Annotated in this window: 16 protein-coding genes; 7 read left to right on the top strand and 9 right to left on the bottom strand. The window is 64.9% G+C overall.

What is annotated here, in order from left to right:
- Positions 1-42: 42 nt before the first annotated feature.
- Positions 43-945, top strand: coding sequence for a TIM barrel protein (locus QQK18_RS13070; RefSeq protein ID WP_284340775.1), 903 nt, complete (start codon positions 43-45; stop codon positions 943-945).
- Between the two features lie 230 nt (positions 946-1,175).
- Positions 1,176-1,910, top strand: coding sequence for a DUF8692 domain-containing protein (locus QQK18_RS13075; RefSeq protein WP_284340776.1), 735 nt, complete (start codon positions 1,176-1,178; stop codon positions 1,908-1,910).
- 21 nt (positions 1,911-1,931) lie between these two features.
- On the opposite strand, the gene QQK18_RS13080 is transcribed toward QQK18_RS13075, so the two are convergent.
- Entirely contained in the window at positions 1,932-3,008 is a 1,077-nt protein-coding gene (locus QQK18_RS13080) for an HD-GYP domain-containing protein (protein WP_284340777.1), read from the bottom strand.
- Positions 3,009-3,241: 233 nt separating this feature from the next.
- Between QQK18_RS13080 and QQK18_RS13085 the strand changes: the two genes are divergently transcribed.
- Positions 3,242-3,589 (top strand): GYD domain-containing protein, encoded by a 348-nt coding sequence (locus QQK18_RS13085; RefSeq protein ID WP_284340778.1) that lies wholly within the window; start codon positions 3,242-3,244, stop codon positions 3,587-3,589.
- A 72-nt stretch (positions 3,590-3,661) separates the two neighbouring features.
- Here QQK18_RS13085 and QQK18_RS13090 read toward each other — a convergent pair whose 3' ends face one another.
- From QQK18_RS13090 to QQK18_RS13120, 7 genes are all read right to left on the bottom strand, one after another.
- Positions 3,662-3,898 carry a DUF6894 family protein gene (locus tag QQK18_RS13090; RefSeq protein WP_284340779.1) on the bottom strand — a complete coding sequence of 79 codons (237 nt, stop codon included), beginning with the start codon at positions 3,896-3,898 and terminating at the stop codon, positions 3,662-3,664.
- Positions 3,899-4,049: 151 nt separating this feature from the next.
- Entirely contained in the window at positions 4,050-5,558 is a 1,509-nt protein-coding gene (locus QQK18_RS13095) for a PAS domain-containing protein (RefSeq protein WP_284340780.1), read from the bottom strand.
- 79 nt (positions 5,559-5,637) lie between these two features.
- Entirely contained in the window at positions 5,638-5,760 is a 123-nt protein-coding gene (locus tag QQK18_RS13100) for a hypothetical protein (protein ID WP_284340781.1), read from the bottom strand.
- Positions 5,761-5,781: 21 nt separating this feature from the next.
- Positions 5,782-6,762 (bottom strand): M23 family metallopeptidase, encoded by a 981-nt coding sequence (locus QQK18_RS13105; RefSeq protein WP_284340782.1) that lies wholly within the window; start codon positions 6,760-6,762, stop codon positions 5,782-5,784.
- 74 nt (positions 6,763-6,836) lie between these two features.
- Positions 6,837-8,039, bottom strand: a complete 1,203-nt coding sequence (gene pcaF, locus QQK18_RS13110) for a 3-oxoadipyl-CoA thiolase (protein WP_284340783.1) — start codon at positions 8,037-8,039, stop codon at positions 6,837-6,839.
- Between the two features lies 1 nt (position 8,040).
- Positions 8,041-8,712: a 3-oxoacid CoA-transferase subunit B gene (locus QQK18_RS13115; protein ID WP_284340784.1), complete on the bottom strand. Its 672-nt coding sequence runs from the start codon at positions 8,710-8,712 to the stop codon at positions 8,041-8,043.
- Entirely contained in the window at positions 8,709-9,431 is a 723-nt protein-coding gene (locus QQK18_RS13120) for a 3-oxoacid CoA-transferase subunit A (RefSeq protein WP_284340785.1), read from the bottom strand. The genes QQK18_RS13115 and QQK18_RS13120 overlap by 4 nt, the downstream gene beginning before the upstream one ends.
- Positions 9,432-9,587: 156 nt before the next feature.
- On the opposite strand from QQK18_RS13120, the gene QQK18_RS13125 reads away from it, so the two are divergent.
- Positions 9,588-10,325, top strand: a complete 738-nt coding sequence (locus QQK18_RS13125; protein ID WP_284341040.1) for an IclR family transcriptional regulator domain-containing protein — start codon at positions 9,588-9,590, stop codon at positions 10,323-10,325.
- A gap of 58 nt (positions 10,326-10,383) precedes the next feature.
- The gene (locus QQK18_RS13130) at positions 10,384-11,436 is read left to right on the top strand and encodes a maleylacetate reductase (RefSeq protein WP_284340786.1); all 1,053 of its coding nucleotides are present in this window, start codon (positions 10,384-10,386) and stop codon (positions 11,434-11,436) included.
- Between the two features lie 200 nt (positions 11,437-11,636).
- Here the strand turns inward: QQK18_RS13130 and QQK18_RS13135 are convergent, their stop codons facing one another.
- Entirely contained in the window at positions 11,637-12,770 is a 1,134-nt protein-coding gene (locus tag QQK18_RS13135) for a 5-methyltetrahydropteroyltriglutamate--homocysteine S-methyltransferase (RefSeq protein ID WP_284340787.1), read from the bottom strand.
- Between the two features lie 135 nt (positions 12,771-12,905).
- Here QQK18_RS13135 and QQK18_RS13140 point away from each other — a divergent pair, with 135 nt between their 5' ends.
- Both QQK18_RS13140 and QQK18_RS13145 read left to right on the top strand, forming a co-directional pair.
- Positions 12,906-13,952, top strand: coding sequence for an aromatic ring-hydroxylating dioxygenase subunit alpha (locus QQK18_RS13140; RefSeq protein WP_284340788.1), 1,047 nt, complete (start codon positions 12,906-12,908; stop codon positions 13,950-13,952).
- Positions 13,953-13,962: 10 nt separating this feature from the next.
- Positions 13,963-14,700, top strand: a complete 738-nt coding sequence (locus QQK18_RS13145; protein ID WP_284340789.1) for a GntR family transcriptional regulator — start codon at positions 13,963-13,965, stop codon at positions 14,698-14,700.

Genomic DNA, 14,700 nt, shown 5'->3' on the forward strand with positions numbered 1-14,700 from the left:
TCGAGCGGCTTGGCCGCATCCTCTCACTCACCCGAGCCCACCATGACCCCACTCCTCGCCAATGCCCCCGTCACCTGGGGCGTTTGGGGCCCGCACAGCCTCCCCCCTGGCCGCACCCCGCGTGACATCCTCGCCGCCGTCGCTTCGGCCGGCTACACCGGCGTCGAGCTCGGCGCGCTCGGCTTCTTCGGCAGGGACGCGGCCGCAACCGTCGCGGCGCTCCAGGAGTTCGGCCTCGCCTCCGCCGGCGCCTATGTGGCGCTGCGGCCGCTCGCCGGGCGCGAGGCGATGGAGGAGGATCTGGCGGGGCTGCGCGCCATCTGCGCGGTGCTGGCGAGCTTCCCGCAAACGGGGCCGGTGATCCTTGCCGGAAGCGGCGCGGAGGGGATCGTGCGGCATGTGAAGCGCGGGACGCGCCACCCTGAGCTCGACCTGACGGATGAGCAGTGGATCGCTTTCATCGCCGGCATGGCGGAAGCCGCCCGCATCGCCGCCGGCTACGGCATCCCCGTCTCCTTCCACCCCCACACCGGCACCCATGTCGAGCAGCCGCACGAGGTCGATCGCTTCCTTTCAGGGTGCGACATTCCTCTAACCCTCGATACCGGCCACGCCGCGGCCGGGGGCGACGACCCGCTCGATCTGCTGCGGCGCTGGGGCGACCGGGTCAACCATGTGCACCTCAAGGACGTGGCGATGGCGCCGGTCGAGAAGGCGAGCGCGGAGGGCATTCCGTTCGGCATGGCCGACGCGTCGGTGGCGCTGGGGGAGGGAGATCTCGATCTCGATGGCTTCATGCGCGCGCTGGAAGCGCGCGACTATCGGGGCTGGATCGTCGTCGAGCAGGACCGGCGCCCCGACGGTGGGCACGACCATGCTGACGTCGATGAGGAGCAGCGGAGGAACCTCGAGTGGGTGAAGGCCCGGGCCGGTTGGATGTCGTAGCCTCATTGGGATGGGTGCCGACCTAGCGCGCAGCGAGCAGCGGTCTAGGTGAGCCGGCGCCTTGCCCGGCGCGGCGATGCCCGGCTGAACACCCCCGACCAGATCGCGATTGAGCTTGCCGCAACTGTCATAAATCTGTCACAATTTGTTTCGCGGGCCATGACCAGGCCTGCCGGTCGGCAAGGTGCTACATGCGCACATCTGGCCGCCCGGCACCAAGGGGGCGAAACATGCTGATGAACCAGAAGTCGAGAAGGTTCGCGCCCTACCTGCTTCTCCTCGCCGGCGCTTTCGTCCTCGTGGTGCTGTTCTTCATCAGTCTGCATGTCACGCTAGGCGGCTTAGCCGAAGAGAGCGTCAAGCGACTGCTGGACCTCAACGGAGAAGGCAACCTTCCCGCGTGGTACGGCTCCTTCCTCTGGCTGATCGGTGCGTACCACGCGCGCGAGGCGGCGCTCCTGACCAAGCAACTGGAGCGTGCTCGGCCAGAGAGCGCCTATTGGATTGCTCTCTGCGTCGGTTGCTGCCTGCTTTCGCTCGACGAGGTCGCCTCCATTCACGAGAATATCGGCGCATTTATCGACTATGGCGTCGGAAACCCAGAGGGCTATGCGCCTGTCTACAATTGGGTGTGGGTGGGCCTCGTCGTCGTCGCGCTTGCCCTGCTGGCATTCTTGCGGTTTCTCTTCCGTCTTCCCAGGCAAACAGCACTCGGCCTCGTCGCAGCAGGCGCAGTTTTCCTGATGGGAGCAATCGGCATGGAAACATTCGGGTCGCGGTACGAGTACGCTGAACGCTTTCCATTCGGGCTGAACTGGAACAAGGTCATTGCTCTGGAAGAGTTCCTGGAAATGGCTGGCGCCATCCTCTTCTCGCTGGTTGTGCGCATGCACATCGAGCGGATGGCGGGTTTGCGCACGGCAAGTGCTCACGCAATCGGCAAGGCTGGCTCTCGCGCGGAGTGAGCGAGCAATGCGCCACCCGCCTCAACGCGCCGCACGCGCTGCGGGAGGAGTGCCAGTGCCTTGCCCGGCGTTCACGACGACCTTCCGGAACGCCCGGACAAAATCCCGGTCGAGCTTGCCGCCCATCTGCAAAAGCTTGAGATAGGCCGTCTCGGCGGTCATGGAGGGTTTGTAGGCGCGCCTCTCGACCAGGGCGGAAAAGATGTCGAAGATCGTCATCAGCCGCACCGGGTCGGCGATATCCGCGCCGCCGAGGCCGTGGGGGTAGCCAGTGGCATCGGGCAGTTCGTGGTGGTGCAGCACCACATCCAGCAGCTCCGCGCTCGGCGTCCCTTGGGTGAGCAGCAGGCTCTTACCCAGTTCCGGATGCCGCTTGATGATGCGCATCTCTTCGTCCGTCAGGTAATCGGGCTTGTCGAGGATTTCGAGCGGGATCAGCGCTTTGCCCACATCGTGGACGAAAGCGGCCATGGTGAGGAATGTGCGGTCCGACCGGCTGAAGCCGAGCTCGATGGCGAAGGCGCCGGCAAAGCCGGCCACCAGCAGGCAGTGCTGATAGGTGCTGTGATCGTATTGGCTGACCTTGGTCATCCATTGGTGGATGCCGCCCTCTTCGAGGGCCTCGAGCACCGCGTGGCACCCGGCTAGCAGCTGCGCCGTCTGCAGGGACGTCCCCGAATACTGGGCATCCAGCATGTCGGCGATGGCAAGCGCCGCCTGTTCGAGGTTGGCGTCGAACGCGCCCCGCTCCAGGCGATCGGGCAGCAGGGAGCGGACGAGCATCAGCAGCGGGCGCACCGGCATTGCCCGCGCGGCCACCTCACGCGCCCCCAGCGCCCAGGCCTGCGTTGCCTGGTGATGAGAGTTCTCGTCCAAAAGGAACAGCATCGGCACCTGCTGCCGGCAATAGAAGGGGAGGGTCGTTTTCAGCTGCAACGCGACTGCGACGTTGTCGAGTGAAACATCGCAGATCACCAGGTCATCGGCCGGCGGCCGGCTGGCAAGGCTTTGCAGGGGCGCGACGCGACAACCGCCGAGAAGCTGAAGTTTTCCGGCAAGGTCCGAACTTTGATCTTCTCGGTCAGTGATCAGGAGCACGGCAATATTTCCTCGTGCTCAGCGTATATCGGCAACTCTTAAGAAATAAGAATAGACCTCTGCTTGGCCGCAAGAACCTGCCCGGATATGAGCGCCTTTCTGCAAGAAACTTTGCAACAACAAACAACCAGACCCGACAGCTCCCTGCTGTGGAGCGCAGGGTGCGGCAATCGACGAGCCTATCGCCTGGCCCGCAAATCCTCTATGCTTGGATCGCAGCATAGGAGGTAGACATGCCCCTATATCTCACGCGTTTCAGCTATACGCCCGAGGCATGGGCAAGGCTCATCCAGAACCCTGAGGATCGGCGAGAGGCAGCAAGCCGATATATTGAAACCGTCGGCGGGAAGCTGCACGGCTTCTGGTATGCCTTCGGCGAGCACGATGGCTACACCCTCTGGGAAGCGCCGGACAATGTCTCCATGGCTGCCACGGCAATCGCCATCGGCGCCGGTGGAGCGCTGGCGTCCATGCAGACGACTGTTCTGCTCACGGTCGAGGAGACGCTCTCCGCCCTGGAGAAGGCCTCCTCGGTTAAATATGTCCCACCGGGACGAGAGCCCAAGGGCGGGTATTCGTGATCACCGGCTGCGTGTGTCGCCTCTGATCGCCTGCGCCGCCGATATCCTGGCGCGTGGCGGTTGCGACGGTGATCAGGGCAGGGGCGGCGTTGCGGAATAGGCAAGGCACACCCGCATGACGACCACGCCGGACTCATCCCTGATATTGATGCAGGCCTCGCGCAGGGCATCGCGCGTGAAATCGTCTTTCACCGCGTCGCTCAGCGCCCGGTTGGCCTCCGCCTTGGCAGCCTCCAGGTTTGCCAACTCGCGTCCGTCGTTGTCTCGGACCACATGTCCGTCCTCGATGTCGAAGAAATAACGCGGCATCAAATGAACTCCACTACGCCACGTCTTCTTAACCCGTCTCGAGGCGGGCCCGTTGCCGGGATTCAAATAGTATAATCAAAACACCAGCTGTTTGGTGGGCACAGCAGGCCCGGGTTGGGGTGCCGACCAGACGAGTACCGCCGGGGCACTGCTATTGAGAAAGGGCCGACTCTTCGCATGTCAGCGTGCAGGAGAGGCCCGAAGGCAGATACTCTATGGATGCATCTCCTCCCAGCGACTGAACGAGCGCGTCGATCAGCTTCGTGCCCGCGCCGGTCTGCGAGGGCGGGCCTGTCTCAGGCCCGCCGGTTTCCTGCCATGTGAGATAGAACGCCTGGTCGGGCGTATCGCGCACGCCCCAGGCGATGCTGACGGCGCCCTGTTCCGAGGAGAGCGAGCCATGCTTGACCGCGTTGGTCGCCAGTTCGTGCAGCAGGAGCGCGAGCGACAGGGCAGGCCGGGAGCCGATCTCGAGTTCTTCGCCGTGGATCTGGATGCGGCTTTTGCGGTCTTCGTCGAGGAAATCGAGCACGCCCGCCACCAGCTCCCTCATGGGGCCTTTGTCTTTGACGCCCTGGATGAGCAGGTCATGTGCGGTGGCGAGCGCCTGCACGCGTCCTGCGATCACCTCGCGGGCGACAGAAAGGCTCGGTGCCGTACGCAAGGTCTGAGCGACGATCGCCTGCACCACGCTCAACTGGTTCTTGAGCCTGTGGCCGAGCTCGCGCTGCCGAAGGACGTGCAGGCGCTCGGCCTCGACCTTTGCCGTTACGTCATGGCCCTGGACGAAGATGCCGGTCACCGTCCCGTCATCCGAGAAGATGGGCTGGTATATGAAATCGAGATAGTGCCGTTCGGGTTCTTGTCCGCCCGGCTGCGTCAGCAGCACGGCCTCGTCCGAACCCCTGTAAGGCTCGCCCGACCTGTAGACTTCGTCGAGCACTTCGACAAAGCCCTGTTGAACGACCTCGGGGAGGGCTTCGGCCACGGTCAGGCCAACGAGGTCTCGTCCACCGGCCAGGCGCATATAGGCTTCGTTTGCGAGGATGAACCGATGCTCCGGCCCGGCAAGTACGCCGACGAACCCGGGCGCCTGCTGGAACATGTCGCGCAGGAGTTTCTTTTCGGAGAGCATGGCCAGGTTGCTCGCCTGAACCTCATGCGCCCTGTGCAGGACGCCCGCCACGTCGATATTCTCCTCGCCGCTTTGCTGCCTCAGCAGCTGGAGTTCCGTGATGTCGACGGTGTGCTGCAGCACATAGCGAAGAGCCCCCTGGCGATCGAAGACCGGTGTGTGCGTGGCGCTCCAATAGCGCAAAGCCGGTGGCTGACCGGGTTTGGAGGTGTCGTAGGGAATGACGGCAAGGTAGTCCGTCTGCCGCGTCTCCAGCACCTTGTCGAGCGAGAGCCGCAGCAATCTGTAACCGGTACCGTCGACCGGAGCTGGAAAGGCGTCGAAAATGTTTCTTCCCAGGATCTCCGCCAGGGTTCTTCCGACGGCGGTCAGGTAGGCAGGATTGCAGCCGACAATGTTCAACCCCGTGTCCAGAAGGACATAGGCGTTCGGCGAGGCGTTGAAGAGGTCCTCGAGCTCGAGCGAGCTGACGTCGACGTTGCGAAACAGTTTAGTGGCCCCCGGATATGCGCGTGTTGCGAACACTATCACATGCCAGGGACGAACCTTCAAAGCCCCTGCCTGTTCAGGGCGCTTTTTGCCGCCGGGAGAGCAGCACGTCGGCCTAAACCGCTTCCCAATCGCGCCACCGCTCGATCAGCGCCGCAACGATGTCGAAGATCGTGACGAGCCGCAGGGATCGGCGATCTTTCCGATCCGGCGATCCGGGGCGGACATCCCGTCGCATCGAGCAGCTCGTATTGCGGGATCACTGTGGCCGGATGTACTGGCCGGCAAGCGGTTCGCCGCGATCGACGGGTTCGTCGTTTGCAACATAGTCCTCGAAATAGGCCGGCAGGCCTTCTCCGTCCGAGAGATTGGGCGTGGTCTGCAGGTGAAAATGCAGGTGCGGCTCGGAGGTGTTGCCGCTGTTGCCGCAGCGGCCCACCTCTTGGCCGGCGCTCACCCTGTCTCCGGCAGCCACGTCAATGCTGCCCTGGCGCATGTGCCCGAGAAAGCCGAACTCGCCGTTGCCGAAATCGAGCACCACGTGGTTGCCGGCCGGTTTCTGGGCATCGGTGGCACCGATGGCATTGTCGGGAAGGTCCTTGATCGCGGCGACCACCTCCCCGTCTGCCGGAGCCAGGATCGGTTCATCCCAGCAGTAGTAGTTCTCCAGCACCTGGGCGTCGCCGTCGTGGGTGATGCCATCCTTGTAGATGAGAACATCCAGGGCGAAGCGCTGCGCCCGGTCCGCCGCGTGATAGTTCTGCTCGAGAGTCCTTCCGCCCCAAACGACGAACCATTCGCCTTCGAACGGCAGGCGCAAGGACGTCTTCGTCTGATAGTCGAGGAATCGACTTTCCGCCAGGACCGGGACGGGCTTTACCAGAAGGCCGGCGATCTGCTCATCGTCCGTGATCGCCCACTGCATGAGGATTGGTGCCTCGACAAGGCTCCACCGCGCGGTGCGAACGTAGGTCTGGGCGCCGTCGCCTGGCTGAACCTCTTCGGAGAGGATTTCGATTTCCGTGCCGAAGTCGCTCGCCAGACTCTCCCGGAAGGTCTCGAGGCCCGTCGGCGTACCAAAGAGCTGCTGCACCTGCGGCGTCATATCGCCCCAAATCTCATCCAGCTGGCCGGCGAGGAAGGCCTCTGACTTGGCACGACCGATGTCGAGCATTGCGTCGTCGGCGACGGCCGTCGTCACGGTGATCGACAGGGCCGCAGCCACAAACAGCCAGCGCATGGCGCTGCTCCTCGGGTCATTGAAGGCGCTGTACTACACCCTGCAAGTGACCATCACGTGGCAATCGCCGGGCGCTAACACCCCTCCAGCGCAATGGCGATGCCCTGGCCGACGCCGATGCACATGGTGGCGAGCGCCCGGCGCTTGCCGGTTAATGCCAGCTCCAGCGCCGCCGTACCGGTGATGCGGGCACCACTCATGCCGAGCGGATGGCCGAGCGCGATGGCCCCGCCATTCGGGTTCACCTGTTCCGCATCCTCGGCAATACCGAGTTCGCGCAGCACAGCGACGCCCTGGCTGGCGAACGCCTCGTTGAGCTCGATCACGTCGAAGTCGGCAGGCGACAGCCCCAGCCGGGCGCAGAGCTTTCTCGTCGCCGGGGCTGGCCCCATGCCCATGATCCTGGGCGGAACGCCCGCGGCAGCCCCGCCGAGGATGCGCGCGATGGGGGTGAGACCGTGCCGGGCAGCAGCCTCCTCCGAAGCGACTATCAGCGCGGCCGCGCCGTCGTTGACACCCGAGGAGTTGCCGGCGGTGACGCTCCCTTCGGCAAAGAGGGGCTTGAGCCGGCCGAGCACCTCCATGGTGGTGCCCGCACGCGGATGCTCGTCGGTGTCGACCGTGATGGGTTCGCCTTTGCGCTGCGGGATCGTCACCGGCACGATTTCCCTCGCCAGCCGTCCGCTCTGTTGCGCGGCGACCGCCTTTTCCTGGCTGCACACGGCGAAAGCGTCCTGCGCCTGCCGGCTGACACCGAACTCGCGGGCGACGTTCTCGCCGGTCTCGGGCATGGAGTCGACGCCATGCTGCGCCTTCATCTTCGGGTTGACGAAGCGCCAGCCGATGGTGGTGTCGTAGATCTCGGCATTGCGCGAGAAGGCGGTTTCGGCCTTGGGCATGACGAAGGGCGCGCGGCTCATCGATTCCGTCCCGCCGGCGATGATCAATTCGGCTTCGCCCGCCTTGATCGCCCGCGCGGCGGCGATCACCGCGTCCATGCCCGAGCCGCAGAGCCGGTTGATGGTGGTGCCGGTGATCGTTGCCGGCAATTCCGCCAGCAACAGGCTCATGCGCGCAACGTTGCGATTGTCCTCGCCGGCCTGATTGGCGTTGCCGAAGATCACATCGTCGACCGCCTCCCAGTCGAGGCCGGCATGCTCGGCCATCAGGGCCTTGAGCGGAATGGCGCCGAGGTCGTCGGGCCGCACGCTCGACAGCGCGCCGCCGAAGCGGCCGATGGGGGTGCGCTTATAGGCGCAGATGAAGGCGTCAGCCATCTCAGATCTCCGGGCAGTTGAGATCGGCGATATCGCCGGTAACGACGAGCTCGGCGCCGGTCACCGCCTGCAGGTCAGTCAGGCTGAGGCCGGGCAGCTTTTCGCGCAGGACAAAGCGCGCATCCTCGATGTCGATCACCGCCAGGCTCGTATAGACGCGGGTGACGCACCCGACCCCGGTCAGCGGCAGGGTGCAGTGCTTGACCAGCTTGGGCCGCCCGTCCTTCGTCATATGGTCGGTGATCACCGCAACGCGCTTGGCCCCGTGCACTAGGTCCATGGCCCCGCCGACGGCCGGCACGCCCTTGGGTCCGGTGCTCCAGTTGGCGAGGTCCCCGTTCTCGGCCACCTCGTAGGCACCGAGGATGGCGACGTCCAGATGCCCGCCGCGCACCATGGCGAAGCTGTCGGCATGGTGGAAGAAGGCGGCGCCGGGCTTGAGGGTGATGGCCTTCTTGCCGGCGTTGATCAGGTCCCAGTCCTCCTCGCCGTCCGCCGGAGCCTCGCCGAAATTGAGGACGCCGTTCTCGGTGTGGAAGATAGCCTGCCGGCCCGGCGGCTGGAACTTGGCCACCATCTCGGGAAAGCCGATGCCGAGATTGACATAGGCGCCGTCGGTGATGTCCTGGGCTGCGCGCCAGGCGATCTGGGCGTTGGAAAGTTTCTGGCTCATGCGTAGGCCACTCCCTCGCGCATCAGCGCCTCTTCCTGCCGGGCATCGGCCACCTCGACGATGCGATCAACGAAAATGCCGGGCGTGACCACGTGCTCGGGATCGATGCCTCCGAGTTCAACGATGCGGCTCGCCTGGACAATGGTGGTCGTCGCCGCCGCTGCCATCAGCGGCGAGAAATTGCGCGCCGCCTTGCGGTAAGTGAGGTTCCCCAGCGGATCGGCGAGCTCTGCCTTGATCAGGGCGACGTCTGCCTTCAGCCACCGCTCCTGCACGTACACATGCCCGTCGAACTCGGCGGTGGGCTTGCCGTCGGCAAGGTTCGTGCCGTAGCTCGTCGGGGTGTAGAAGGCGGGAATGCCGGCCCCGCCGGCGCGGATGCGTTCGGCGAGCGTGCCCTGCGGCACCAGCTCCAGCTCGATCTCGCCGGCGAGGTACTTTTCGGTGAAGGCGCGCGGGTCTGCCGAGCGCGGGAACGAGCAGATCATCCTGGCCACCATGCCGGCATCGATCATGGCGGCGATGCCGACGCGGCCATTGCCCGCATTGTTGTTGATCACGGTGAGATTGCCGGGCGTGCCCGTCGCCTTGAAGCGATCGATAAGGGCGTGGATCAGCTCGATGGGCGCACCCGAGCCGCCGAAGCCGCCGACCATCAACGCGATCCCGCTCTCGATATCCGCCACCGCCGTCGCCAGGTCCGCGACTGTCTTGTCCATGGCTGTGTCCTTTCCGGCCGGGCATCGCATGTTGCCGCCGCCTTTCGCCCACTATGCGAACGACGCGTTTGCCCGCAACAGGATTTGTGCGATATAGTGCATTTGTTGAGATATCGCACAAAGCTGCAGGAGAGGGCCGTGCTCGAACGCGACATCATGGGTGGTCTCGCCAAGGGTCTGATGGCCATCGAGACCTTCACCGCCGAGCGGCCGCGCCAGTCGATCGCCGAGGTTTCGGCGGCCTCCGGTCTCGACCGGGCAACGGCCCGCCGGTGCCTGCTGACGCTCGCGCATCTGGGCTATGCCGACTATGACGGAAAGTATTTCACCCTGACCCCGCGTATCCTGCGGCTGGGCACGGCCTGCCTTGCCACCATGCCGCTGCCGCAAGTGGTCCAGCCGCTGCTCGACCAGCTTTCGGACGAACTGGGGGAGAGCTCGTCGGTCTCCATCCTCGACGGTGCCGACATCGTCTATGTCGCCCGTGCCGCGCAGCGCAAGGTCATGTCCATCGCCCTCATGCCCGGCTCGCGCCTGCCGGCCTTCTGCACCTCCATGGGCCGGGTCATGCTGGCTGCGTTGCCAGAGGAGCGGGCCCGCGACGTGCTGGCCGCGGCACCGCTCGCACCGCGCACCAGTTTCACGCGCACCGATCCGGAAGCCGTGCTCGCCGAGCTCTCACGGATCAGAGCCGACGGCTACGCGCTGATCGACCAGGAGGTGGAGTTGGGCCTGCGCTCCATCGCCGTCCCGGTGCTCAACGCCCGCGGGGCCACGGTCGCGGCCATGAACATCGGGGTATCGGCCACGCAGCAGAGTGTTGCCGATCTCGTCGACTTGTACCTGCCGGCTCTGCGGCGGGTCCAGGGCGAACTCCGCGCCGTGTTGCGCTGACCACTCCTTGCGTTGTGGTAGTGTCGACGCGAACGCACACAGCGGCCGAGGACAACGCATGGAATTCGTCTACAACGCCAACCCGTCCCGCGTGATCTTTGGCGTCGGGGCGCGCAGCAAGGTGGCCGAGGAGCTCGATCGTCTCGGGATCAAGCGAGCGATCGTGCTCTCCACACCGGGCCACGCGCTGATTGCGGGCGAGTTCGCCGAGGCTATCGGCGAGCGCGCCGCCATCGTTTATCCGGGTGCCGCTCAGCACGCGCCCGTCGAAGTCACCGAGGCCGCAGTGCAAGCGGCTGCGTCCGTGGAGGCCGACGGCTGTCTTGCGATCGGCGGCGGCTCGACGACCGGGCTGTCCAAGGCCATCGCGTTGCGCACCGACCTGCCGCAGCTCATCGTACCGACGACTTTTGCCGGTTCCGAGATGACGCCGATCATCGGCGAGACGCAAGGCGGCCGCAAGATGACCCGGACGACGTCCAGAGTGCTGCCGGAAACGGTGATCTACGATCCCGAACTCACGCGCACGATGCCGCGTTTCATCTCGGGTCCATCGGGCATGAACGCCATCGCCCACTCGGTCGAGGCGCTCTATGCCAAGGACCGCAACCCGATCATCTCCATGATGGCGCAGGAGTCGATCGCGGCCCTAGGGCGCGCTTTGCCGGTGCTCATGGACGATCCACGGAACCTGGGCGCCCATACTGATGCGCTTTACGGGGCCTGGCTTGCCGGCTGCTGCCTCGGAGCGGTCGGCATGGCCATTCATCACAAGCTCTGCCACACGCTTGGTGGCACCTTCAACTTGCCGCATGCCGACCTGCACGCACTGATGCTTCCCTATTCGGCAGCTTACAACCGTCAAGCGGCGCCGGAGGCGATGGCACGCGTAGCCGCCGCTCTCGGCGCGCAGGATGGTCCTTCGGCCCTGTTCGATCTCATGCACAAGACCGCGCGTTACAAGAGCTTCGCGCAACTGGGGCTCACCGAGGAAGACCTCGACAAGGCTGCCGAGTTGGCGGTGCGCAATCCCTATTACAACCCCCGCCCGGTGACCATCGACAGCGTGCGCGAGCTGCTGCAGGCCGCATATGACGGAGCGAGGCCCTAGTCCTGGGCTGTTTCGCTGCCTGGATCGTTTCACGAGTTGGAGGTCGGGCCACATGCGACCCGATGCACACGCTGCGAAAAGGCAGGACTGGAGGCGCCGAGCATCGCCGTCGCCGCGCTCAATCCCACGCGGCGACGCGCAACGCCTGATCAGCGGGCGAGTCGACCAGCGTTCATGCCTGACAGCGGCAAGTCCTCAACTCACACGCCGCCCCAGATCGCCTCGGCGGTCTTGACCACCAGCTCCAGCTTGCGCTTCTGGTCGTCTTCGGTGATGGCATTGCCTTCCTCGGTGGAGGCGAAGCCGCATTGCGGGGCGATGCCGAGTTGATCGATGTCGGCGTATTTGCTGGCTGCATCGAACTTGCGCTTGAGGTCATCGAGGTCCTCGAGCTCTGCAGTCTTGGTGGTGATGAAGCCCGGCAGCACGCGCTTGCTACCCTTGGGCAGCAGGCGCAGCGGCTCGAGGCCGCCGGCCCGTTCGCTGTCGTACTCCATGAAATAGATGTCGACGCCCGTCTGGTTGAACACGGCGTCGGCGGCCGGATCATAGGCGCCCTCGGCGACCCACGTGGACTTGAAGTTGCCGCGGCACATATGCATGCCGATGAGCATGTCGGCCGGCCGGTCGGCGATCGCATCGTGCATCATCTTGGCGTATCGGCCGATCAGCCAGTCCGGGTCCTCGCCGCGCGCCCTGCGCTCCTCGCGGATCTTGGGGTCGCAGAGATAGGCAAAGAAGATGTCGTCCATCTGCAGATACCTGCAGCCGGCGGCATAGAAGGCGGCAACCGCCTTGCGGTAGGTCGCGGTGATCGCCTCGAAATAGGCCTCGGCGTCGTGCTTGTATTCGGGGACGTGGATATCGTCCTCGGCGATGCGGAAATGGATGGCGCTCGGGCCGGGAATCGAGATCTTCGGGGTGACGCTGGTATGGGCCTTGACGAACTTGAAGTGTTCCAGCATCGGGTGATCGTCAGGGAAGTCGAGCGGCCCGTTGATCACCGGCACGTCGGCTTTGGTGGCCGTGCCGTGGAACTGGATGCCGCCGCCTTCGCGCTGGATGATGTCGAGACCGTCCAGCATTCCCATGAAATCGAAATGCCACCAGGCGCGGCGGAACTCGCCATCGGTCACGGCCTTGAGCCCGGCCGCCTCCTGCATGCGGATGACGTCGATGATCGCCGCATCCTCGACAGCCTTCAGCTCCTCGGCCGAAATGCGCCTTTCCTCGAGATGCGCCTTGCGCGCGGCCTTGACGGAGGCGGGCCGGAGGAAGCTGCCGACGACGTCGGCGCGGAACGGTGGGGTAGGTGCTGCTGCAATGGCGGCCATGACAGGACGTCCTCCTTGTTGTCGTTGATCGCGATGTGAACCCGGTCCGTAGCGTGACGCAAGCGTCGACTTGCAAATTGTATACAGGTGGTATCTACTTGCCGACAACGATCGACCTTTGGGAGGAGCACGATCATGTCAGCGCCCACCTTTCCGATGAATGCCTGGTACGCCGCCGCGTGGGATACCGAGCTCAAGCGCGAGCTCCTGCCGCGCACGATCTGCGGAAAACCGGTGGTCATGTACCGAAAACAGGACGGTTCTGCGGTCGCGCTGGCCGATGCGTGCTGGCATAGGCTCTTACCGCTGTCGATGGGCGAGCTCTATGGCGACAACGTCATCTGCGGCTATCACGGCCTCGAATTCGACGATACCGGCCGATGTGTATACATGCCGTCCCAGGACACCATCAATCCTTCAGCTTGCGTCCAATCCTATCCGATCGTCGAGCGGCACCGCTTCATCTGGCTGTGGATGGGCGATCCGGCGCTGGCGGATCCGGCCAAGGTCCCGGACCTGCACTGGAACGATGATCCGGACTGGGCCGCCGACGGCAAGCTGATCCACGTCAAATGCGATTATCGGCTGGTCATCGACAACCTGATGGACCTGACCCACGAGACCTATGTGCATGGCTCCTCGATCGGCAACCGCGCCGTTGCCGAGGCGCCGTTCACCGCAACCCACTCCGATCGCACGGCCACGATCACCCGCTGGATGACCGATATCGACGCTCCCCCGTTCTGGCGTGGCCAGCTCGGCAAGCCCGGCAATGTCGACCGCTGGCAGATCATCAATTTCGAGGCGCCGGCGACCATTGCCATCGATGTGGGCGTCGCCCCACATGGGACCGGCGCGCCCGAGGGCGACCGCAGCCAGGGCGTCAACGGGTTCGTGCTCAACACGATTACCCCTGAGACCGACAAGACCTGCCACTATTTCTGGGCCTTCGCGCGCAACTATAAGCTCAGCGAGCAACGGCGCACCCATGAGCTGCGTGAAGGGGTGGCGAGTATCTTTCGCGAGGATGAGCGCATTCTCGAAGCCCAGCAGATCGCCATCGACAACAATCCCGATCACGTCATCTACAATCTCAATATCGACGCGGGCTCGATGTGGGCGCGCAAGCTGATCGACCGCATGATCGCTGAAGAGCAGGCGATGCGCACGGCCGCGGAGTAGGGCGGTGTCGATGGAAACTGAAAAGCGCCAGCAGACGCAATCGCTGAAGGCCCTGATGGGCGTGCGCGACCTGGTGTTCAGCGGCAGGGCGCGACCGGGCGAACGCCTTTCGGAGATCGCCATCGCCGAAAAGCTCGGCATATCGCGGACACCTATTCGGGCGGCGCTGGCGAGGCTCGAGCAGGAGGGGTTGCTCGAGCTCATCCCATCCGGCGGCTACGCGGTCCGCCAGTTCAGTCGCGACGAGGTGATCGATTCCATTGAACTGCGCGGGGTGCTCGAGGGCACGGCAGCGCGGCTGGCCGCCGAACGCGGCGTGCCGCCGGCGCGCCTACGCGCCATCAAGGACCTGCTGCGCGGTCTCGATGAGACCATGGCCGAGCGTGTCGAGGACATGGCGTTCGACCGCTATGTCGAGCTCAACGCGCAGTTCCACGAAGCCTTGGCGGGGCTCGCCGGCAGCGGGATCATCCGGCGCGAGATCGAGCGGGTGACGCGACTGCCCTTTGCCTCGCCGAGCGCATTTCTCGACAAGCAAGCGGACGTACCCGAGTTCCGTCGCTCGCTGATCGGCGGTCAGGCCCAGCACCGCGCCATCGTCAACGCCATCGAGCTGCGTGAAGGCGCAAGGGCCGAGGCCCTGGCGCGCGAGCACGCGCGGCTTGCCCGGCAGAACCTCGAATACGTCATCGAGCAGGATCGCGGCCTCATCAGCCGGGTGCCGGCGCTGGCGCTGATCGGAGAGTAG

Source organism: Devosia nitrariae (genome assembly GCF_030160115.1).
In the GTDB taxonomy this organism is placed as follows: domain Bacteria; phylum Pseudomonadota; class Alphaproteobacteria; order Rhizobiales; family Devosiaceae; genus Devosia; species Devosia nitrariae.

Excerpts from the sequence above, each read along its gene's own strand:
- QQK18_RS13070 (WP_284340775.1), top strand. The coding sequence starts at position 43 with ATGACCCCACTCCTCGCCAATGCCCCCGTCACCTGGGGCGTTTGGGGC.
- QQK18_RS13075 (WP_284340776.1), top strand. The coding sequence starts at position 1,176 with ATGCTGATGAACCAGAAGTCGAGAAGGTTCGCGCCCTACCTGCTTCTC.
- QQK18_RS13085 (WP_284340778.1), top strand. The coding sequence starts at position 3,242 with ATGCCCCTATATCTCACGCGTTTCAGCTATACGCCCGAGGCATGGGCA.
- QQK18_RS13090 (WP_284340779.1), bottom strand. The coding sequence starts at position 3,898 with ATGCCGCGTTATTTCTTCGACATCGAGGACGGACATGTGGTCCGAGAC.
- QQK18_RS13100 (WP_284340781.1), bottom strand. The coding sequence starts at position 5,760 with ATGCGACGGGATGTCCGCCCCGGATCGCCGGATCGGAAAGATCGCCGA.
- QQK18_RS13105 (WP_284340782.1), bottom strand. The coding sequence starts at position 6,762 with ATGCGCTGGCTGTTTGTGGCTGCGGCCCTGTCGATCACCGTGACGACG.
- pcaF (WP_284340783.1), bottom strand. The coding sequence starts at position 8,039 with ATGGCTGACGCCTTCATCTGCGCCTATAAGCGCACCCCCATCGGCCGC.
- QQK18_RS13115 (WP_284340784.1), bottom strand. The coding sequence starts at position 8,712 with ATGAGCCAGAAACTTTCCAACGCCCAGATCGCCTGGCGCGCAGCCCAG.
- QQK18_RS13120 (WP_284340785.1), bottom strand. The coding sequence starts at position 9,431 with ATGGACAAGACAGTCGCGGACCTGGCGACGGCGGTGGCGGATATCGAG.
- QQK18_RS13125 (WP_284341040.1), top strand. The coding sequence starts at position 9,588 with ATGGGTGGTCTCGCCAAGGGTCTGATGGCCATCGAGACCTTCACCGCC.
- QQK18_RS13130 (WP_284340786.1), top strand. The coding sequence starts at position 10,384 with ATGGAATTCGTCTACAACGCCAACCCGTCCCGCGTGATCTTTGGCGTC.
- QQK18_RS13135 (WP_284340787.1), bottom strand. The coding sequence starts at position 12,770 with ATGGCCGCCATTGCAGCAGCACCTACCCCACCGTTCCGCGCCGACGTC.
- QQK18_RS13140 (WP_284340788.1), top strand. The coding sequence starts at position 12,906 with ATGTCAGCGCCCACCTTTCCGATGAATGCCTGGTACGCCGCCGCGTGG.
- QQK18_RS13145 (WP_284340789.1), top strand. The coding sequence starts at position 13,963 with ATGGAAACTGAAAAGCGCCAGCAGACGCAATCGCTGAAGGCCCTGATG.